This is a genomic window from Hymenobacter ruricola (assembly GCF_015694525.1).
Classification (GTDB): Bacteria; Bacteroidota; Bacteroidia; order Cytophagales; family Hymenobacteraceae; genus Hymenobacter; species Hymenobacter ruricola.
The window spans coordinates 92,347-111,308 of the sequence record NZ_JADQDM010000009.1 but is presented as its reverse complement, the minus strand read 5'-3'; the positions used below and the strand labels follow the sequence as shown (position 1 = coordinate 111,308).

Genomic DNA, 18,962 nt, shown 5'->3' with positions numbered 1-18,962 from the left:
GACTAACAATTCATTCCCATGGCCCAGCTCCGCAAAAAGGCTTCTGCCGTAGCAAAACGAACCACTACCGCCACTTCTCCGCGCCCTGCGCCGAAAACGAAGGCGGCGCGCAAAGACACCCCGGCCTTTTCGCACGCGGTGTTTGCCAGCGAAGCCGAATACAACCAATCCGTCGCCAGCGTAGTGGCCCGCATCCAGAACGGCCAGGCCCCCATGCGCCAGCCAGACGAATGAGCCCCGTAGCCTAAGCAACAAAACGCCTCGCCAGTGTCTGGCGAGGCGTTTTGTTACCGGGTTATTTGAATGATTTGCGAAGGTCTTCTAACTCTTGGCGCCAGGTTCGGTAAATGGTAGTTGCTATTTCCTCCTCTACCCAATTCAAAGCCTCCTGCGTGTACCCATAATTAAACACTGCCTGAATAGCTTGACGTGATTTAGGAAGTCGCTCCCGCAGAATTTGCTGCACAATGTCATCAACGGAATCAATCTTGTCCAGATAGGGTAAAACGAACCCTTTCACATCATCGAGTACCTGTTGCTGGATTAGAAGCGCTGGCGTCAGTTCGTTCAAATCATACCATAAATCATGATTACTACCGTTCAAACGCCCGATTCGATTCCTAACTAAGCAATCTGGCTCCAGAAACTTTGCAGCGCGTGGCTCTTCAAACATGGTATCTGCTTTTACCAAATACAGGCCAGTATTTATCGTAAAGCTGATTTCGTTTCTATCCCTGTAAGCACTCTTCTGAATATTCAGAATCTTCCCCCACCCATCAGAATGATAAATGCGAAAGTTGTTGCCGGTCTTACGATAATTACGGGCTTTGAACTCTGGCCAAATAACTTCTGAAACTAACTGCCCAAACTGGGTTTGCACTTCTGTTTTAAGCATAATTCCTACCGTCTACGTGGTGAAATAACCCCCGCGCCCCCATCTGCATCTACGGCCGTTAGCAATTCGCCCAACGCCCGCTCCAACCGCTGAAACGACGGTGCCCGCCGCGCCTCCTCGAAACTCAGCAGCTTGGTAAATTCGGCTTGGTGCAACACCTCTTTGTACTTGACGAGCGGCGGCATGCGCTTGTCTAATTCTTCTTTCGCGCCGCGCTTGGCCTCGGGGTCGTTGGGATACGTGAGGCCGCTGGTGAATAACTCGGAACCGTTGGCAATACTCCCCAGGCTTGCCAGAAACCACGACTCAAACTCCCGGCAGGCAAACACCACGACCACCGGAAACGGCAGCGGCTGCAAGGCCGCAATTTCCTCCGCCAGCGCGGGCGCTTCCTCGCAGGGCAATTGGTCTTCCAAATCCAGCAGAATCATGGCGCCGTGGCAGGCAGGCTTGTTGCGCAGGTGCTCGATGTAATCCGAAAGGCGGCTCCGCAGCTTGGCCAGGCCCCACACTTTCATGGTGTGCTTGGGGTCTACCTGCCAGTCGTAGCGGGCGTGTGTCTCGTGCAACAGCCGCCGCAACAATATCGGCGCGGCTTTCATGTCTCCCTCTCCTTCTACCAGCAAGTGCAGCGTCTGCATTACGAAGCCGATTCAGTTTGGCGCTGCAAGCCTTCCATGCGGAACAACTCACCGGGTGTAAATAGACGCTTGCGCACGGAGGAAATTTGGCTGGCATCAAGCGGGCCGACGTGCGTGGTGTCGCCTACTTTTTCTACTACTAAGAACGACTCAACGGGTAGATGGTCCAGCATATCGGGGCTGTGCGTGGTCACCAATATTTGACTGCGTAAGCTGGCTTCATCAATCACTCCCGCCAATATTGCTAGCGCGCCAGGGTGAATGTTGGCTTCCGGTTCCTCGATGCAAATAAATGGTTGTGCCGGCTCTTGGTATAGTGCCGCCAGTAATCCCATCATTCGGATGGTACCATCAGATTCTTGACCAAGGTAGGATGCACGGGACTTGGCTGTTCCATTATGATATAGAAGTTTCGTAGCGAGATACCCACCCACAGACTCCACTTCAATGTCACTAAATCCTGGCACAGTCTGGCGTAAAGCAAACAGCAAACCATCCCAATTAGCACCACCACCTGTACGGAAAAGGCTACGCAATACAGCCGCTAAGTTGCGGCCATTTTCGTCATATGGACTCTCTTTCACCATCTTTTGAGGCTGGCGAAGGTCAGATGGATTCAGGTTGTAAAAAAGAGAATCATGAATTTCTTTTTCTGTTCTAATAGCTGCTATTCCGTTTCTCCTCCACGAATACCCGTTTTCTTCAACGTATTTCTTTGACCATTTTCCGTCGCCAAATAAATAGCTTTCAGATTTCATAAAATGTATTTCTGGACCATTGACATCCTGGCGTTGCCAGAAGTCAGAGTCAAAATTTGTACGCTTCCATTGTCTTTTGCCATATTCAACAAACTCTCCCTCCTCATTCACGACAACCTTCATAGGAGGTTCTCCTTTAGCATTAATTAGGATGCTTTCACCAATAACTACTAGCCCTTCACCGTGCAAATCCCCAATACAGAATTCGTAATCAACTTTAGCAGCCGGCTCAGGCGTAGGATTTGAACCGTATTTGTGAGGATTTACCATTTCCGGTAATTCAACTGTTATCCCAATAGTAACGCCCTCACCTTCCGTACCCCACCGCTGCACCACACCCATTCCCTCCCTATCCATAACGGCTTGGTCCAATCCATGAGCAAGCACATCACGCACGAAGCGCAGGGCATCTACCACGTTACTTTTGCCCGAGCCATTGGGGCCTACCAACACCGTGAGGGGCGACAAGGGAATGTCAATATCCGCAATGCTGCGGAAGTTTTTGACGCGCAGACGGGTTAAGCGCATGGGTAGCTCGGCGCGCTTGGCGGTGGATTCAGATTCTTGGGCCATAGCTACAAAAGTAACTTACTCCTGAATTGATTGCTTGGTGAAGCTTCGCGGCAGCAGCGGCCACAAAAAAAGCCCCGCCAGCAACTGGCGGGGCTTTTGACTTTCTTTCGCGGCTTAGGCGGGCTTCTTCGCGTCGGGGTCGTCTTTGGGGCCGCCGCCGCCGAGGATGATGAGCTTGGTGTAGCCCTGGAAGCGCAGCCACACATCGTGCTTGGTGGGCGATTTTTGGTAGGGGCGCAGCTGCACCCGGATTTTCTTGATGAGGTCGGTGTTGCGGGCCAGCAGGCCGATGAGCGTTTGGCGGGCGGTGCTGCCGCTCACGGTGCTGGCGCGCTGGCGGGCCAGCTTCTTGTTGAAGCGCAGCAGCTGGGTGTCCACGGCCTGGAGGTCGTCGGCGGTGAACTCGCGCTTGGCCAGGGGGGCGGCCAGGGGCTGGGCCTCCTTGCGCAGCGTCCCGATGATGGTGGCGAAGCTGGCGTCGTCGGCCCGGTTGAGGTCGGTGGCGTTGTAGTTCACGCGGCCGGCCAGGTCCTCGTCCGTGTTGGTGGCGCTGGCGGCATAGGCTTGCAGGGCGGCGGCCAGGCGGGTGCCCAGGGCCTTGAGCTGCTGGCGGGCCCCCTGCTTCTGGGCGGTGGCGTCGTCCTGGTCGTCGGCCATCACCTGCTCTTCCAGGGTGCGGGCCAGCGCCAGGTTGGCGGCGTGCTCGGTGCGCAGGGGCGCAATGTCGTCCTCCAGGGGCGCGTAGTTTGCCTGGTCGGCGAGCAGGCCGGCGGCGGTGTCGGTGTCGCGCTTGAGCAGCGCGTTGAGGCGGTTGTTGTCCATGAGGTATATAGGTAGATGGTTTAGCCCAAACGTAAGGATTTTTCGGGATAATACCGCCCAGCGGGTGGGGCTGGCCGGGGGCATTGTCGGCGCGGCCCGGGGCATTGTTCGCACCGCCCGCGGCATTGTTTGGGGGGCCGGGGGCTTTGGTGGTGCTGCGCGGGGCATTGTTCGGGGGTTGAGGCGCCTTGTTGGCACTGCCCGGCGCCTTGTTCGCGCCGCCCGGCCCGTTGTTCGTGCTACCGGCGGCGTTGTTCTTCGTGACCTCGCGTTGTTCTTCGTGACCTCGGGTTGTTCGCCCTGACCTTGCGTTGTTCGCCGGGGACCTGCGCCATCGCGGCCCCGGCTTTATCTTCGCCGCATCAAACGCTGCTAAACACCCCTTTCGCCGTTTTCAGAGCGCCCCGCCTATCGCGCGGGGCCTGGCGCCTTGCCGCGCCCGAACGGCTGCCGCCGCCGCTTCCAGAAGCCGTGGCCACCTTTTTCCTTTTTGGGCAATACGCTCCGACCCCGCCGGCCACCCGTCCGGCCCGGGCGGGGCCGGCCCGTTTCCACCGGTCCGCGCCGGCCTTGCCGGGCGCGGGTCCCCAACCGTTTAGCCGCATGAACTCTTCCCCTTCTTCTGCTTGCCTGGCCCTGCTGGGCGGGGCCGGCAAGGCCGGCCGCCCGCTGGTGCAGGCCGCTTTGCAAGCCGGCCACCGCGTGCGCGTGCTGCTCCGGCAGCCGGCGCTGTTTGCCGTGCAGCACCCGCGGCTCACCATCCTCGAAGGCGACGCCCGCGACCCGGCCGCCCTGCGCCGGCTGCTGGCCGGCAGCACCGCGCTGCTCAGCACCCTGGGCAACCCCCGGGGCGAAACCGCGCCCATCCTGAGCGCGGTCACGGCGCAGCTGCTGGCGCTGCTGCCGGCGCTGGGCATCGGCCGCTACGTGGCCGTGACGAGCCTCTACGACACCGGCCAGCCCCAGCCCCACGCGGCCACCCGGCAGGCCGCCGCCTACATGGCGCAGCACTTCCCCGCCTTCATGGCCGACCGGCAGCGCGAGCTGGCCCTGCTGGCCGGCAGCCCCCTGGACTGGACCTGCGTGCGGCTGCCCCTGGTGGTGGAAGGCCCCGCCACCGGCGCCGTGCGCACCAGCCTCACCCACCGCCCGGGCCCGCACATTACCGCCGCCGATTTGGCGCAGTTTCTTCTGGGGCAGCTGGCCAGCCGCGAGTTCATCCGGCAGTGCCCTTTCGTTGCTAATTCGGCATAGCCCCGCTCCCGCGCTTGGGTTTCGGCCTGCATAAAAAGCCCCGCCAGCAGCTGGCGGGGCCTTTTGCTTTTTTCGCGGTTTGGACGCCTTTCTTCGCGGCGCAGTCGATTTTGGGGCCGCTGAGGAAGATGAGCGTGGAGTGGTGCTTGGTGAGGCGCGGCAACTGAGTGTCCACGGCCAGGAGGGTGTCGGCCGTGAATGCACGTCTGGCCAACGGGCCTGATGCCAATGCCCGGCACCGGCCGCCTCCCGGGGGGCGTCGTTCACTTACCAAATCCGGTTGTTTACTGCTTTTTGTTGACCCCGACCGGCGCGGTCAGCAGTTTTGGGTCCCGGCGGCCTCGTTTCATCCATCGCGCCGCCGCTCAGCCCTATGAACCACCGCTTATTCCGCCTCTTAGCCCTGGCCGCGCTGCTGGCTGGCCCCGCGGCCCTGCTGGCCCAGACCATGCCCGCCGGCGGCGTGGGCATCGGCACCACCGCCCCCGACGCCTCGGCGGCGCTCGACATCGTGAGTTCCGACAAGGGCCTGCTGCTGCCGCGCGTGGCCGCGGCCGCCGCCATTGCCAGCCCGGCGCCGGGCCTGCTGGTGTACCAGACCGGCAGCCCCGCCGGCTTCTACTACAACGCCGGCACGGCCGCCGCCCCCGGCTGGCAGCAGCTGGCCACGGCGGCGGGCACGGCCCTGGACGCGGGCAACGGCCTGACCAAAACCGGCAGCACCCTGGAGCTGGGCGGCCCGCTGCGCCAGCCCACCACCCTGGACCTGGCCGGCCGCAGCCTCACGCTGGCCAGCCCCATCAGCCAACAAATCAGCCAGCTGGCCAGCAGCACCACGGGCAGCACGTCGAACGCCATGGGCGTGGGCCAAAGCTTCACGCTGCCGGCCGGGGCCACCCTCACGCAGGTGGAGGTGTACGCCGAGACCGGCGGCAGCGGCACCCTCACCATCTACGAGGGCGCGCCGGGCGGCCCGGTGCTGGGCACCCCGCAGGCCGTCGTCTTCAACCCCGGCTTCGCCCCGACCAGCATCGTGCTCGATGTGCCCGTCACGGTGGGCGCGGCCGGCACCTATTCGTTCAGCACCGACAAGCGGGGTCCGTTTGCCCTCCAAAGCGCCAACCCCTACGCCGGGGGCCTGGCCTACGGGGGAGCCTTCCCCTTCTTTTCCACCAATTTCGACATGAAGTTCGTGGTGTATTACACCGCGCCCGCCGCGCCCGTGCTCCACGCCAACGGCGCCGGCCGGGTGGGCATCGGCACGGCCGCCCCCACGGCCGCGCTCGACGTGGCCGGCAGCGCCCGCCTGCGCGGGCTGGGCGCGGGCCTGGTGCAGAGCGACGGCGACGGCAACCTCAGCACCACGGCGGCCCTCACCGGCGCCGACTTCATCCAGAACCAAACCGCGGCCACCCAAACCGGGGGCTTCCGCCTCAGCGGCGACGGCCGCCTCGGTGGCAGCCTGGGCCTGGGCACGGCCACGGCCACGCCCCGCGGCCGGCTCGACGTGGCCAGCGGCGACAGCTACCTTGTGGCCAACCCCAACAACGGCACCGCCGGCCAGAGCGTGTACCTGCCCGGCCACCTGTTTCTGGCGCCCTACTCGGGCACCAGCGGCACGGCCTTCGTGCAGGCCCGCGTGCCCAACCCCGGGACCAGCACCAATATTGGCCTGACGCTGCGCACCACCAGCGCCGGCACCCTCACCGATGCCCTGTCCCTGGCCCCCAGCGGCAACGTGCGCACGGCCGCCGACCTGGACGTGGCCGGCAGCGCGGGCCTGGGCTATCGGCTCGTGCAGTCCGACTACACCGTGGCGGGCAACGCCTTTCACACGCAGGCCATTGCCTGCCCGGCGGGCATGCGCGTGATGGGCGGCGGCGGCGGAAACCAGGATTTCACTTCTACGCAACCCGGCATCGTGGTCAGCTACAACGGCCCCGACCCCGCCAACCCCACCACGGGTTGGGCGTTGCGTGTGCAAAACACGTCCAACAACGACCGCGCCATTCGGGTGTATTGCAACTGCGCGCGCATCCGCTAGGGCCGCCGCTGGGCAGCCCGGTGGCGCCAAGGGCATCCCGGCGGTTTTTCAGTTGCAAGCGGCTCGTTGCGGTCAGCAGTTCTTGGGAGGCAGTGCATAAAAGACTCCGTAATCGAGCAAAACAGGGTTGCTTTTAACACCGGTTTATAAATACTCACCTCTCCCCAAAAAGCCCCGCCAGCAGTTGGCGGGGCTTTTCGTTTCGCCCGGCCGGCCCGGTGCGGCCAGCCATTCTCCCCTACCGGATGCGGGCGCAGTTGCAATACACCCGAATGGCTCGCCCGCTGCCGCTGCTGTTGCTCACGCGCAGCAGCCACGTGGTGGTGGGCGCGTTGGGGTCCGGGGCGCTGAAGTTGACGGTGATGTCCTGCTGGGCGCTGTTGAAGTCGCGGTGGCCCCCGCCCCCGGTCACGAGGGAAGTGCCGGCAGGGCAGGTGGCGGTAAACTGGCCGTAGCTGTTGCCGCCGAGGTTGTAATCCGTATAGGTCAAGGACAGGCCCAGGTCGAGGGTGCCGGCGAAGCGGGCGTCGCCGTTGGCGCTCAGCTGCAGGGCTTCCACCAGGTTGCCGGCGTTGGTGGTGCGCAGGTTCAGGCCGATGCTGGTGCCGGCCCCGGGGCTGGGCACGCGGGCCTGCACGTAGGCCGTGCCGCTGGTGCCCGAGTAGGGCGCCAGGTAGAGGTGGCCGGGCAGGTACACGCTCTGGCTGCTGCCGTTGTTGGGGTCGTCCACGAGGTAGCTGTCGCCGGGCCCGTTCACGTCAAAACGGCCCCGCGGCGCGTCGGGGCCGATGCCCACGTTGCCGGTGTTGCTGATGCGCAGGCCCGCGCTGCCGCCGTTGCCCACCAGGAAGTAGGGGCCGAGGTCGAAGTTGGCGTTGGCCTTGGGGTTTTGCCAGGTGCCGTAGCCCACGCCGTCGGACGTGAGCACCTTGCCCGCGCCCTGGCTGCCGTCCACGATGCGGATGACGCCACCGGAGCCCACGTAGCCCGGGTGCTGGGCCAGGCCCACCCACCGCACGGGCCCGCCGGGCTTGCCCGCCGAAAACACGCCGCCCCAGCCGTCGGCGCGGTAGGCGTTGCCCCACACGGCGTAGTCGATGTCCTGCCCATAAGGCCCCCGGCCGAACCCGGAAAGCATGGTCCGGCTGAAGAAGCGGTTGGATTTGCTGCGCGTAATCAGGGCCGCGCTGGGGTCTTGCACGTAGGAGCTGAGCTCCACCTGGGCCGTCGAGTCGCCCAGCGACAAGGTGGCCGCCCCGGTCAGCCGTTTGTTGTTCAGGTCGAAGGTTTGGGTGGCGGTGTGGTTGCCGAGGTTGTCGCCGCTGGTGCTGGCGTTGGGAATGCTGGTCCAGGCCCCGCCGAAGTAGTACCAGAAGCCCGGTTGGGTGCCGTCGGTCTGGAACACCAGCAAGCCCACGGGCGGGCTGCTGATGGCGGTGCGCTGGGCCGCCGTCAGGCGCGGCACCAGCAGGCCCTTGTCCGTGGCCGAGACATCGAGGGCCGCCTTCGGGTCGGGGGTGGTGGTGCCAATGCCCACCGACTGGGCCGTGGCCCCCAGCGGCAGGCTGAGCAGGGCCGGCAGCAGCCAGCGCCAGGAGTCGTTTTTCTTCATCACAATAGCAAGCGTGGAGTCTGGAAGAATTTCAATCGGGGACGATGCCCAATCAAAGATGCAAAGCCTTGTTCATCCCATCTAATCCGAGTATGTGAACGACGGCATTTGGTCAGTCAACGGAGCCGCGCGGGGTGTGGGCCGTGGCCCAAAGTGCGGGCCAGCCAGCCACCGACGCCAGCGTGGTGCGGCCGAGGATGAGGAGCCGGAGGTAGCCCGGGAAGCGCAGCCACCCGCGGGCGGGGTGGGCGAGTTGAACTGCCTACTTTCGTGGGGAACTCCCCTACCCAAATGGTCACGATTTTTGAGTTGCTGTTGCCGCGCCGGCCTGTTTCGCTGCAAGCCAAGCGGCTGCAACCCTGGAAAGCCCACGTGCGCGCCGAAGCTGCCCGGGTCTGGACCACTGGCCCATCCAATGCGGACGCTTTTCGGCTTACCTTGGTGTACCTCTGCAACACCAGCCCGGTTGACATCGACAACATCATCAAGCCCATTCAGGACGCGCTGGAAATGGTGGTGTACCCGGCCGATGAGTTCATCACCGACGTGGATAGCCACCGGCGCTTATTTACCGCCGCTTTTAACCTAACCTCCCTGCCCGCTTTGCTCATTCAAGGCATCGCCTTACAGCAGGAATGCGTTTATGTGCGGGTGCAGTTTCAATCGAAAATTATTTATGAATACGAACCCCATCAATAGCGAATCCTCTAACCTAACGGAATTAGCTCGTAGCTATGAGGAGAAGGGATTTGCGGTGAAGGTCCTTCCCGCCCCGGGTGATATTCCCTTCGACCTAGGCGGGTACCGGCCCGATTTGCTGGCCGAGAAAGATGGGCAGCACCTGCTTATTGAAGTGAAGCGCGCCGGCACCCCCCTCTCGGTCGACCGCCTGCAAAGCTTGGCTGAAACCGTCCGTCAGCACCAGGGTTGGCAATTGCTGCTGGTGCCGGCCAACGAAGGCCCGGGCCAGTCGCTGCGCACGACCAGCCCCCTGGTATCGTGGCCGGCCACTACTGAGCGCGCCCGGCGGGCGAGTGCGTTGCTGGCCAGCGGCGAAACCGAAGCGGCCTTTCTGATGCTTTGGGTGACGCTGGAGGCGCTGCTGCGCCGCCACGCCGAACAGATTGCATTGCCCGTTGACCGGCAGCCCACCTCTGCGCTGCTCAATTACCTCTACTCGCAGGGCGAGCTTACCTTCGAACAATTTCAACTGGCCCTCATGGCGCAACAGGTGCGCAACCAATTGGTGCACGGGTTTGAAGCGACAGAAGTGCCGGCGGTAACGCAGTCGCTGCACCGCTTGGTATCTGAATTGTTATCGGAATGGGCCTATACGCAAAACGCCGCCTGATAGCCTGCTGCATTACTAGCTTCCCCACTCCATGTCCACCACCGTTCCCACCAGCCCGGTTCTGACGGTAGCTACCCTCACCCCCGGCACCCTTTCCAACGCCGACGGCTACAAGCTGTTGTTGGCGCTAAACGAGGCCATGACCGCGCAGCCCGGTCCCGTCACGCTCGACCTAACGGGCGTCATTGGCTTCTCCAGCTCTTTCCTGAATTCTTCGCTCGGTGCCCTGTTTGAAGAAATGGGTGCGGCCGGCTTCAAGCGTCTACGCCTGAGCAACTACAAGCCCACGCAACTCCAGCAGCTAAAGGACTACATGGCCGACGTAGCGCAAACGCACAACGCCGAGCAGCCTTAACCTCATTTACAAAATCCCACAAAAAAAGCCCTGCCAGCTACTGGCGGGGCGTTGAGTTTCTGCCGCGTCTCGGCGTCCACAAGGGTCAGGCACCCGCGAAATACGCCGCTTGCAGGTACTCGCGCAGCGATGTGGGCTTGCGGCCCAGCAGGCGCTCCACGGTATCATCGGTCCCGGCCAGCATGCCGTGCGCGGCAGCAGCGCCCCACTGAGCAAAGAAGGTGGCCACGAAATCGGGGAAGCCAGCCGCTACTGTCTGCGCGATGTAGGGCGCTGGCTCGCTGCTGTGGTAGCTGATGGGCCGGCCTGCCAACGCGGAGAGCTCCTGGGCCACGTTGTGGAACGAGTAGGCTTCGCTCCCGGTCAGGGTGTATGCCTGGTTGTCGTGCCCCTCGCTGGTGAGCAGGGCGGCCGTGGCGGCGGCCAGCTCGGTGCGCCTGATAAACGCTATTTTGCCTTCGCCCGCCGGGAAGCGTATTTCCGCGGCCGGCACCTCGCGCCCAATCATATAGACCAGCCCTTCGAAGTAATAGCCGTTGCGAAGAATGGTGTACACCAGCCCCGACGCTTTGAGGTAGGCCTCCGTGGCCAGGTCGCTTTCCGTCACCTGCGGCATCACAAAATCGGAGCTGCGCTGGATGCTGGTGTAGAACAGGTGTTTCACCCCGGCTTCCTTGGCGGCGTCGATGACGTTGCGGTGCTGCTGCACCCGGTCGGTAAACGCCACGGCCGAAACCAGCAGCACCTTCTCCACACCCTGGAAAGCATGCACCAGCGCGGGGTAGTCGAAGTAGTCGGCCTGCCGCACGTCCACGCCCCGTTGCGCAAGGTCGGTGGCTTTGCTGGCGTCGCGCACCAGGGCGACGATTTCTGCGGCGGGGGTGGTCTTGAGCAAGCATTCGATGGTTTCGTGGCCCAGGCCACCGGTGGCTCCAGTTACTAAAATCATGATGGGGTCAGGAGTAAAAAGCGTGTATATTTACTTGCAATTTGCAAGTGCAAAGGTATGGCATATTACTTGCAAAAAGCAATTGAAATAAATTTTCGGTTATGAAAGAGTTAAAACAGCGCTCTGCCTGCCCGGTCAGCACCTCGCTCGACTTGCTGGGGGACAAGTGGACCCTGCTCATTCTCCGGGACATGGTGTTCGCGGGGAAGTCAACCTATGGGCAATTCCTGCAGTCCGCAGAAAAAATAGCCACCAATGTGCTGGCCGACCGCCTGGCGGTGCTGGAGGCGCAGGGCCTCGTAACCAAAACCGTGGCCGCCGATAAGAAGTCAAAATTCACCTACCGCCTCACGGAGAAAGGCGTGGACACCGTCCCCATTATTGTCGAACTCGTGCTGTGGGGCGCCAAGCATGGCTCCACCGTCGTCGCCCCGGGCTTGCTGGAAGAACTTCAAGCGGGGAAAGACGCGGCTGTTGCGAAGTACCAGCAGCTGGCCCGCGAACAGGCCCTGGCGTAACCAAGCGGCGTGCGTTCAGCAGCGAAATAAAAAGCGGTGCCGGCCCAAGCCCGCTCCTCTAAGCTTCCGGAATATTGCCAGCCCGGCGCGTTTTTGGCGATTTGTCGAACCGTGGCCCACACAGGCATTGCGTACTGGCCGCGGTTGTGGCCGGGAATGCGGTACTCCTGATGGTACGACGTCAGGCCCAGGTCGAGGTTGTTGGCGGAGCGGGCGGCGCCGATGCGCAGGTCCCGGGTGCCGCCGTTGTCCACCAACGCGTAGGGGCCGAGGTCAAAATTGTTATCGGCTTTGAGGGGTTGCCAGGTGCCGTGGCCCTGGGCGTCGGACGTAAGAATCTTGCCCGCACCCTGGCTGCCCGCAGCAGGTAACTACAGAACGGTGCGCAGGACCGGGCCACGGTTCTTTGCGCCGTCACCACCAGTCCCTGCCCTATGAAATTCTTACTTGCGCTGCTGCCGGCATGGTTTGCGGCTTTATCGCTCCCTTTCAGCGCCACTAGCCCGCCCAAAGAGTACGTCATCACCCAATACGGAGCCAGCGTCGACAGCACCCGGCTCTGCACGGCAGCCATTCAGAAAGCCATCGACCAGGCCAGCGCGGCCGGCGGGGGCACGGTCGTGGTTCCCAAAGGCGTGTTCCTGAGCGGGGCGCTGTTTTTCAAGCCGGGCACCCACCTGCTGCTGCAGGCCGGCGCCCGGCTCAAGGGCTCCGACAACATTGCCGACTACCCCCTGCTGCCCTCGCGCATGGAGGGCCAGAGCCTGCCCTACTACGCGGCCCTCGTCAACGCCAAGCAGGTCAACAACTTCAGCATCACGGGCCCCGGCACCATCGACGGCAACGGGCTGCGGTTCTGGAAAGGCTTCTGGGCGCACCGCGATTCCCTGAAGCAGGTCGGGAAGTCGTCTACCAACCTGGAGGTGCACCGGCCGCGGCTGCTTTTCATCTGGGGCTCCAACAATGTGACCATCAGGAACGTGAAGCTGCACAACGCCGGCTTCTGGACCACCCACCTTTACCAGTGCACCAACGTGCTCATCGACGGCTGCGACATCCGCTCGCCCTTCCGCCCGGTGAAGGCCCCCAGCACCGACGGCGTCGACATCGACGTGTGCCGCAAGGTGACCATTCGCAACACCTATATTTCCGTGAATGACGACGGCATTGCCCTGAAAGGCGGCAAAGGCCCCACCGCCCAGCAACTGCCTGAAAACGGCCCCATCGAAGACGTGCTGGTGGAAAACTGCACCTTCGGCGAGGTGCACGCCGCCCTCACCTGCGGCAGCGAGTGCCTGCACGCCAACCGCATCGTCATGCGCAACTGCCGCATGGACCACGAGCGGCCCGTGCTGCTCTTCAAAATGCGCCCCGACACCTACCAGGTCTACGAAAACATCACCGTCGACGGCATCACCGGCAAGTGCGGCACCCTGGTCACGCTCTCGCCCTGGACGCAGTTTTTCAACATGGCCGGCAGCACCGCAACGCCCTTCGGCACCATCCGCAACATCACCGTTGCCAACGCCAAGGTGAAGTGCAAGCAGTTTGCGATGCTGAACGGCAACCCCACTGACAAAGTCTCCAACATCACCTTCAAAAATGTGGAAGCCACCGCCGACAACGCGACCTTCCCCAACAAGTACGCCGACGTAAAATTCGAAAACGTGACCCTCAACGGCGCGCCCCTCAAAGCCGCGCCCGTGGCACCGCAAGCCCCGGCCGCGCCCCCGCTGAAGCCCGACTAGCGCTGTACACACCAGGCCAAAGCGTTTATTAATCGATTTCCCAGAACGTCAGGCCAATAAACAGAACGTCATGTCTCGACCAGCTCGACATGACGTTCTGTTTATTGGCCTGACCATTGCTGCTTTCACCATTCACACCACCTAGCCCCGCGAGTCATTCAACAGAAAAACGGACGCAACTGTAAGGGCAGTTGGCTGCCAACGTCTGGCGGCGTATATTACTGATTATCCGGCTGTTTTTCTCGTGCGCCATGCTTCGTTCGTTTCCCCGCTTTTGCCTGCTGCCCGTGTTTTTTGGGCTGGCCGCCTGCTCCCAAACGGCCGAACCCGCCGAAATGCCCCCCGCGCCGGCCGTGGGTTCGGCGCTCTACCGCGTCACATTCGAGGCCACCTGGAGCGCCGCCACGCACGCCAATTTCCCGGCGGGCGCGCATTTCTCGGCCCCCATCGGCGCCTCGCACCGCGCCGATGCCCTCCTGTTTCGGCCGGGCCAACTGGCCAGCCTGGGCATCAAGGACATGGCCGAGCGCGGCAACAACACCGCGCTGCGCGCCGAAATCAGCGCCCTGCAGAGCAGTGGGGCCGCTTTCCGCCTGTTAGAAGGCCGCTATTTCAATTCGCCGGGCTCTGCCTCCGACACCATCCGCCTCGACGCCGCGCACCCCCGCCTGAGTTTGGTGACCATGATTGCGCCCAGCCCCGACTGGTTTGCCGCGCTGGAAGATGAAAACCTGCTGGAGGCCACCGGCCAGTGGGTGGCCCAGCGCCGGGTGCCCGCCCGCGCCTACGACGCCGGCACCGACAGCGGCCCCACCTTCACCGCCCCCGACCAGCCCACCCGGCCGGCCGGCGTGGTGGCCCCGCTGCTCTTGCCCCCCGCCACCGGCTCCGCCCCCGACGGCCCGCCCCTGGGCACCTGGCTTCTGGAGCGCATTAAGTAAGCCAACCACTTCAGCGCGTGCCTACAAGCTCAGCAGCTCCCGAAACCGCACCGACTGCTGCCGCGACACCTCCACTTCGGGCCCGCCTCTGAGGGTAATTTTCAGCGTGTTGCTGAACCAAGGCTCGATGCCGGCAATCCATTTCAGGTTGATAATCTGCTGGCGATTGGCCCGGAAAAACACTTTGGGGTCGAGGCGCGCCTCCAGCTGCTGCAAGGTGCGCGGAATGAGCGGGCGGTGGTTCTCGAAGTGAATGCGGGTGTAGCTGCCGTTGATTTCGAAGAGCTTGATGTCGGCCAGCTTCACGAACCAGCACCGCTCGCCGTCCTTCACAAACACCTGGTCCTGGGCCGTGAGGGGCGCCAGCGGGGCCTCCTCGGGCGCGGCCGGCGCGTGGGCTTCGGCGGCTGGCACCTTCAGGCGCGCGCGGGCCTTGGCCAGCGCGGCGGCCAGGCGGGCTTCCTGCACGGGCTTGAGCAGGTAGTCCAGGGCATTCACGGCGAAGGCCTGCAGGGCGTACTCGTCGTAGGCCGTGGTGAAAATGACGTGCGGCGCCGCTTCCAGCGAGGCCAGCAGCTCGAAGCCGGTCTGGCCGGGCATCTGCACGTCGAGCAGCAGCAAATCGGGCCGCAGGGCCTGGATTTGGGCGCGGGCTTCGTCGGCGTGGCGCGCCTCGCCCACCACGTTTACTTCGGGGAAGGCTTGCAAGAGGTGGCGCAGCTCGGTGCGCGCCAGGCGCGAGTCGTCAACCAATAGCACGTTCATGTTTGAGGAGGAAGGAAGGGAGGAATAAGTCTAAAAAGAACGTCATGCAGAGCGCAGCGAAGCATCTTGCCCGCGCAACGCAATTATTTACTTCCACGGTAAAGATGCTTCGCTGCGCTCTGCATGACGCCCTTTTAGCTCGCCTGCCCCCGCACCCGCTACTGGCAGGCGCAGTTCGGCCGTCACCGTGTCGGCCTGCTGCGCATCGTTGCCGATGCGCAGGCTGGCGCCGGGGCCGAAGAGCAGCTGCAGGCGCTCCTGGGCGTTGGGCAGGCCCACGCCGGTGTGGTCGGGCGCGGCGGGGTTGGGGCGGTAGTGGCCGGGGTTGCGCACGGTGATGAGCACCTGCGCCGGCCCGTCGGGCTGGGCCGTGAGGTGGACGTGGCCCCCGCCCGGCCGCGGCGCAATGCCGTGCTTGATGGCGTTTTCGACCAGCAATTGCAACGTCATGGGCGGCAGCAGCACCTCCCGGGCGGCGGGGTGCACGTCGAGGGTGTAGGTGAGGCGCTCTTCTAGCTGCAGGCTTTCGAGGGTGAGGTAGTGGGCCACGATTTCGAGCTCGCGGGCCAGCGGCACCTGCTCGCGGCTGTTGAGCTGCAGGGAATAGCGCAGCAGGTCCGACAGGTGGGTCATCATCTCGCGGGCACGCACCGGGTTTTCCAGCACCAGCGCCCGGATGTTGTTCAGGCCATTGAACAGAAAGTGCGGATTAATCTGGGCCTTGAGGGTGCGCATTTCGGCGTCGCGCACGGCGGCGGCCAGCTTCCACTTGTCGATTTCGGCCTGGCGCGCGTTGTCGAGGTAGTGCAGGCTGAAATAGGCCGCCGCCCACAGCCACATAAAGAAAAACGTGTTGGCGGCGTAGCCCACGTATTGCAGCCAGGGAAAGCCCTTGCCGTACTCCGGCGAGTGCACCAGCATGAAAAGCAGTATCACCAACAAGCCAATGATGACCTGGCTGCCCACGGCCACCAGCAGGTTGGCCACCAGCAGGCGGGGCAGCAGGGCCGGCAGCGACAGGCGCGTCCAGCCGTGGCGCCGCACGTACAGCCGCAGCCAGTGGCTGCACAACAGCAGCGTGCCCGCCACAATGATTTCGATGGGAATGACAATGGGCTGGAACTTCCCAAAAATGCTGGCCAGCGCCGTCCCGAAAAGCCCCACCAGCCCCCAGCCCCCAATTTGAAGCATCCAATACAGGCGAGGGCGGGTGGAAAGGGCAGGCATAAGGTAAAAGCAGAATAAAAGGTGGGCAAAGTACGGAAAGAGGCCGGGGCCGCCGGCGCGGTTTCGGCCAGCAGGCACCGCTGAACGATGTCGGGGCGGGAGCTAGCCCCCGCCCCTACCGGCTACTTTTTCGCCACGGCCGGCTGCTTCAGAAAGGCATCGGTCTGGGCCAGAAACCACGCCGTGTCGTCGTACATCAGGAAGTGGCGGCCGGCTTCCGACATTTCGATGCGGGTTTGCGGGAGCTTGGCGTACTGCTGCGCGAAGACGGCCTTCGTGCTCTCTTTCGTCGAGCCATACTGAGCGTAGGCGGCCCAGGCGCCCAGCACCAGCACCGGCTGCTTAATGCGGGCCACGTCAGTGCGCAAGTCGGTGGTGTACATGTCGTACATGGCCTGGCCGGTGGTGGCGGGGTCCGAGGCCAGGCCCCAGCGCGCCACCTGCGTCTGGCGGGCGGTATCGGTCACCATGCCGGCCATCATTGCGCGGCGGGCGGCCAGGGGAGCCTGGCTCTTTTTCATTTGCTGGCGGGTCTGCTCGGCCATTGGCCGAACGGTTTCCACGGTGGCGGCGGGGTTTTGCGCGGCGGCCAGGAAGGGCAAGGAATCGACGATGACGAGCGGGCCCACGGCATCGGGCTGCGCCACGCTCATGGCCAGGCCCAGGAAGCCGCCCAGGCTGTGCCCCAGCACTACCGGGTGGTTCAGCTTCTGGGTGTTGATGTAGGCCAGGAGCTGGTCGCGCACGGCGGGCAGCAGCGGGTCGGTAAGCGGGGCGGCGAGGGGCGTGCCCGCAAAGCCGGCCAGCGAAATGATGTGGCACTGGTACTGCTTCTGGTAGTGCGCCACGGTCTCGTCCCACACCGCGCCGGGGCAGTTCAGGCCGGGAATGAGCAGCAGGGGCCGGCCCTGGCCCACCACGCGCACCGTGAAGGTGGGGTGCGCGGCGGGGTTGTCGGCAACGGGGGCTGAGGCGGCCACTGCAGGAGCGGCCAGCACGGCCGGAGCAGCGGCTCCCAGCAGCAAAGCGGCAACGGACAGGGTGCGGGCGAAAGCAGAAGTTTTCATGGGTAAGTCGGGGTTGTGGGTGATTGAATGACCCAAACTTACCGGCGCCTTCCAGCGCCCGAAACGCAATTCCCGCGAACGGTGATTCCGGCCGCCGAACGGGCGGAATGCCGGCTGAACGGCGGGCGCCCGGCCCGGCCGCGCGGCCGTTGCGCTCAACTTATTTCTTCAGCGGGTCGTGGCCCCAGTTCATGAGCGAATAGCGCCAAGCAGAGGTTTCCACGTCCTTCTGGTGGTGCGGGCCCTGGGCCGAGTGGCGGGCCACGTAGCTGTGCACCTTGTGCATGTGGGCTTCGTCGGCGGGCGTGAGGTCGGCCTTTTTCTTGCGCAGAATGTCAACGATGTGCTCGCCGGAGTGGTGGCCGATGCTGCTGCCGTCGCCGCTGTCCTGGCCCACGGACTTGGATTCGTCGGTTTTGAGCCACTTTTCGAGCTCGGCGGCGGTCATGTTCACGTCTTGTTTGAAGCTGGCGTAGATGTCGCCGGAGTCGGAAGCTTGGGAGGTTGCCATGTGGAAAGGAATGGAGGTGGAAAGTGGTATTCGGCTTACTTGCCGCCGCGCCGCTTGGTTGCGCCGCCGTGGCGCACGCCCGGCTTTTTTGCCCGTATGCCCACTGCTGGGCCGTGACGCGGAATTAATTCATCTGCCCGAATACCCCGCTCCGCCTACTTTTGCTTCACCACCTTTCCAAGCACTGCCATGAGCACGCTCATCCAATTCGTTGCCAACTACGACGACCTGTCCACCGACAAGGGCTTCCAGTTCAAATTCCACTGCGACCGGTGCCGCAACGGCTACATGTCGCGGTTTCAGCCCAACGCCATTGGCATTGCGGGGAGCTTGCTGCAAGCCGCCGGCAGCTTTTTCGGGGGCCTGAGCGGCGCCGAGAATGCGGCCTACCACATCCAGCGGGCGGTGGGCGGCAAGGCCCACGACGACGCCCTGGAAACGGCCGTGGCCGAGGGCAAGCAGCAGTTCAAGCAGTGCACCCGCTGCGGCCACTGGGTGTGCCCCGACGCCTGCTGGAACCACAGCGCCGGCCTCTGCGAAGACTGCGCCCCCGACGAGCAGGAGGAGCTGCGCGCCCAGCAGGCCCAGGCCACTCAGGAGCAAATCCGAACCAAAACCCGCGCCCAGGACTACACCCAAAACATCGATTTCCTGAACCGCGACGCCCTGCTGCAGTGCCCCAACTGCCACGCCAGGCTCACGGCCGACCAGAAATTCTGCGCCAGCTGCGGCACCCCCAACCCCGCCGCCAAAACGCAGGAACGCCACTGCACCGGCTGCGGCGAGAAGCTGAAACCCGAACAGAAATTCTGTGCCGAGTGCGGCACCAAGAACTAGGCCGCCAGCGGCACCCGCCGCATTTTTATGGAGCGGCGGGAAGGTTCGGCCCAAACCTCGCCGCGGCGCCTGGTGTTACGTAAGCTTGACGCCG

20 protein-coding genes are annotated in these 18,962 nt (G+C 63.6%); 10 read left to right on the top strand and 10 right to left on the bottom strand.

Annotation, left to right across the window (positions count from 1 at the left end; all coding sequences use genetic code 11):
- Nucleotides 1-18 precede the first annotated feature (18 nt).
- Nucleotides 19-234 carry a hypothetical protein gene (locus I2H31_RS16945; protein ID WP_196294235.1) on the top strand — a complete coding sequence of 72 codons (216 nt, stop codon included), beginning with the start codon at nt 19-21 and terminating at the stop codon, nt 232-234.
- A gap of 61 nt (nt 235-295) precedes the next feature.
- On the opposite strand, the gene I2H31_RS16940 is transcribed toward I2H31_RS16945, so the two are convergent.
- The 4 genes from I2H31_RS16940 to I2H31_RS16925 form a co-directional block, all read right to left on the bottom strand.
- The gene (locus I2H31_RS16940; RefSeq protein WP_196294234.1) at nt 296-895 is read right to left on the bottom strand and encodes a DUF4304 domain-containing protein; all 600 of its coding nucleotides are present in this window, start codon (nt 893-895) and stop codon (nt 296-298) included.
- Nucleotides 896-900: 5 nt separating this feature from the next.
- On the bottom strand, nt 901-1,536 hold the full coding sequence (locus tag I2H31_RS16935) for a DUF4276 family protein (RefSeq protein WP_196294233.1): 636 nt from the start codon (nt 1,534-1,536) through the stop codon (nt 901-903).
- Nucleotides 1,536-2,867 carry an AAA family ATPase gene (locus tag I2H31_RS16930; protein WP_196294232.1) on the bottom strand — a complete coding sequence of 444 codons (1,332 nt, stop codon included), beginning with the start codon at nt 2,865-2,867 and terminating at the stop codon, nt 1,536-1,538. Before I2H31_RS16930 ends, I2H31_RS16935 begins: the two co-directional genes overlap by 1 nt.
- A 114-nt stretch (nt 2,868-2,981) precedes the next feature.
- The gene (locus tag I2H31_RS16925; RefSeq protein WP_196294231.1) at nt 2,982-3,689 is read right to left on the bottom strand and encodes a hypothetical protein; all 708 of its coding nucleotides are present in this window, start codon (nt 3,687-3,689) and stop codon (nt 2,982-2,984) included.
- A 603-nt stretch (nt 3,690-4,292) separates the two neighbouring features.
- Here I2H31_RS16925 and I2H31_RS16920 point away from each other — a divergent pair.
- Together I2H31_RS16920 and I2H31_RS16915 are read left to right on the top strand one after the other, a co-directional pair.
- Nucleotides 4,293-4,943 (top strand): NAD(P)-dependent oxidoreductase, encoded by a 651-nt coding sequence (locus I2H31_RS16920; RefSeq protein WP_196294230.1) that lies wholly within the window; start codon nt 4,293-4,295, stop codon nt 4,941-4,943.
- Between the two features lie 373 nt (nt 4,944-5,316).
- A complete protein-coding gene (locus I2H31_RS16915) occupies nt 5,317-6,987 on the top strand; it encodes a hypothetical protein (protein ID WP_196294229.1) in 1,671 nt (556 codons plus the stop codon).
- A 238-nt stretch (nt 6,988-7,225) separates the two neighbouring features.
- Here I2H31_RS16915 and I2H31_RS16910 read toward each other — a convergent pair whose 3' ends face one another.
- Nucleotides 7,226-8,599 (bottom strand): hypothetical protein, encoded by a 1,374-nt coding sequence (locus I2H31_RS16910; protein ID WP_196294296.1) that lies wholly within the window; start codon nt 8,597-8,599, stop codon nt 7,226-7,228.
- 291 nt (nt 8,600-8,890) lie between these two features.
- Here I2H31_RS16910 and I2H31_RS16905 point away from each other — a divergent pair, with 291 nt between their 5' ends.
- The 3 genes from I2H31_RS16905 to I2H31_RS16895 are packed head-to-tail and all read left to right on the top strand — an operon-like array spanning nt 8,891 to nt 10,305.
- Nucleotides 8,891-9,298: a RusA family crossover junction endodeoxyribonuclease gene (locus I2H31_RS16905; protein WP_196294228.1), complete on the top strand. Its 408-nt coding sequence runs from the start codon at nt 8,891-8,893 to the stop codon at nt 9,296-9,298.
- Nucleotides 9,276-9,950, top strand: a complete 675-nt coding sequence (locus tag I2H31_RS16900; protein WP_196294227.1) for a hypothetical protein — start codon at nt 9,276-9,278, stop codon at nt 9,948-9,950. The genes I2H31_RS16905 and I2H31_RS16900 overlap by 23 nt, the downstream gene beginning before the upstream one ends.
- A gap of 31 nt (nt 9,951-9,981) precedes the next feature.
- On the top strand, nt 9,982-10,305 hold the full coding sequence (locus I2H31_RS16895) for an STAS-like domain-containing protein (RefSeq protein ID WP_196294226.1): 324 nt from the start codon (nt 9,982-9,984) through the stop codon (nt 10,303-10,305).
- Nucleotides 10,306-10,390: 85 nt separating this feature from the next.
- Here the strand turns inward: I2H31_RS16895 and I2H31_RS16890 are convergent, their stop codons facing one another.
- Nucleotides 10,391-11,254, bottom strand: coding sequence for an SDR family oxidoreductase (locus tag I2H31_RS16890; RefSeq protein ID WP_196294225.1), 864 nt, complete (start codon nt 11,252-11,254; stop codon nt 10,391-10,393).
- A gap of 101 nt (nt 11,255-11,355) precedes the next feature.
- Here I2H31_RS16890 and I2H31_RS16885 point away from each other — a divergent pair, with 101 nt between their 5' ends.
- The 3 genes from I2H31_RS16885 (at nt 11,356) to I2H31_RS16875 (ending at nt 14,461) form a co-directional block, all read left to right on the top strand.
- Nucleotides 11,356-11,772: a winged helix-turn-helix transcriptional regulator gene (locus I2H31_RS16885; protein WP_196294224.1), complete on the top strand. Its 417-nt coding sequence runs from the start codon at nt 11,356-11,358 to the stop codon at nt 11,770-11,772.
- 434 nt (nt 11,773-12,206) lie between these two features.
- Nucleotides 12,207-13,520 (top strand): glycoside hydrolase family 28 protein, encoded by a 1,314-nt coding sequence (locus I2H31_RS16880; protein WP_196294223.1) that lies wholly within the window; start codon nt 12,207-12,209, stop codon nt 13,518-13,520.
- 251 nt (nt 13,521-13,771) lie between these two features.
- Nucleotides 13,772-14,461, top strand: a complete 690-nt coding sequence (locus tag I2H31_RS16875) for a spondin domain-containing protein (protein WP_196294222.1) — start codon at nt 13,772-13,774, stop codon at nt 14,459-14,461.
- A gap of 21 nt (nt 14,462-14,482) precedes the next feature.
- Here the strand turns inward: I2H31_RS16875 and I2H31_RS16870 are convergent, their stop codons facing one another.
- The 4 genes from I2H31_RS16870 to I2H31_RS16855 form a co-directional block, all read right to left on the bottom strand.
- A complete protein-coding gene (locus I2H31_RS16870) occupies nt 14,483-15,226 on the bottom strand; it encodes a LytR/AlgR family response regulator transcription factor (RefSeq protein WP_196294221.1) in 744 nt (247 codons plus the stop codon).
- An 87-nt stretch (nt 15,227-15,313) separates the two neighbouring features.
- Nucleotides 15,314-16,453, bottom strand: coding sequence for a sensor histidine kinase (locus tag I2H31_RS16865; protein WP_196294220.1), 1,140 nt, complete (start codon nt 16,451-16,453; stop codon nt 15,314-15,316).
- 122 nt (nt 16,454-16,575) lie between these two features.
- Nucleotides 16,576-17,520 carry an alpha/beta fold hydrolase gene (locus I2H31_RS16860; RefSeq protein ID WP_196294219.1) on the bottom strand — a complete coding sequence of 315 codons (945 nt, stop codon included), beginning with the start codon at nt 17,518-17,520 and terminating at the stop codon, nt 16,576-16,578.
- A gap of 160 nt (nt 17,521-17,680) precedes the next feature.
- The gene (locus tag I2H31_RS16855; RefSeq protein WP_196294218.1) at nt 17,681-18,031 is read right to left on the bottom strand and encodes a DUF3140 domain-containing protein; all 351 of its coding nucleotides are present in this window, start codon (nt 18,029-18,031) and stop codon (nt 17,681-17,683) included.
- Nucleotides 18,032-18,220: 189 nt separating this feature from the next.
- Here I2H31_RS16855 and I2H31_RS16850 point away from each other — a divergent pair, with 189 nt between their 5' ends.
- Nucleotides 18,221-18,868, top strand: a complete 648-nt coding sequence (locus I2H31_RS16850) for a zinc ribbon domain-containing protein (RefSeq protein ID WP_196294217.1) — start codon at nt 18,221-18,223, stop codon at nt 18,866-18,868.
- Nucleotides 18,869-18,962 lie beyond the last annotated feature (94 nt).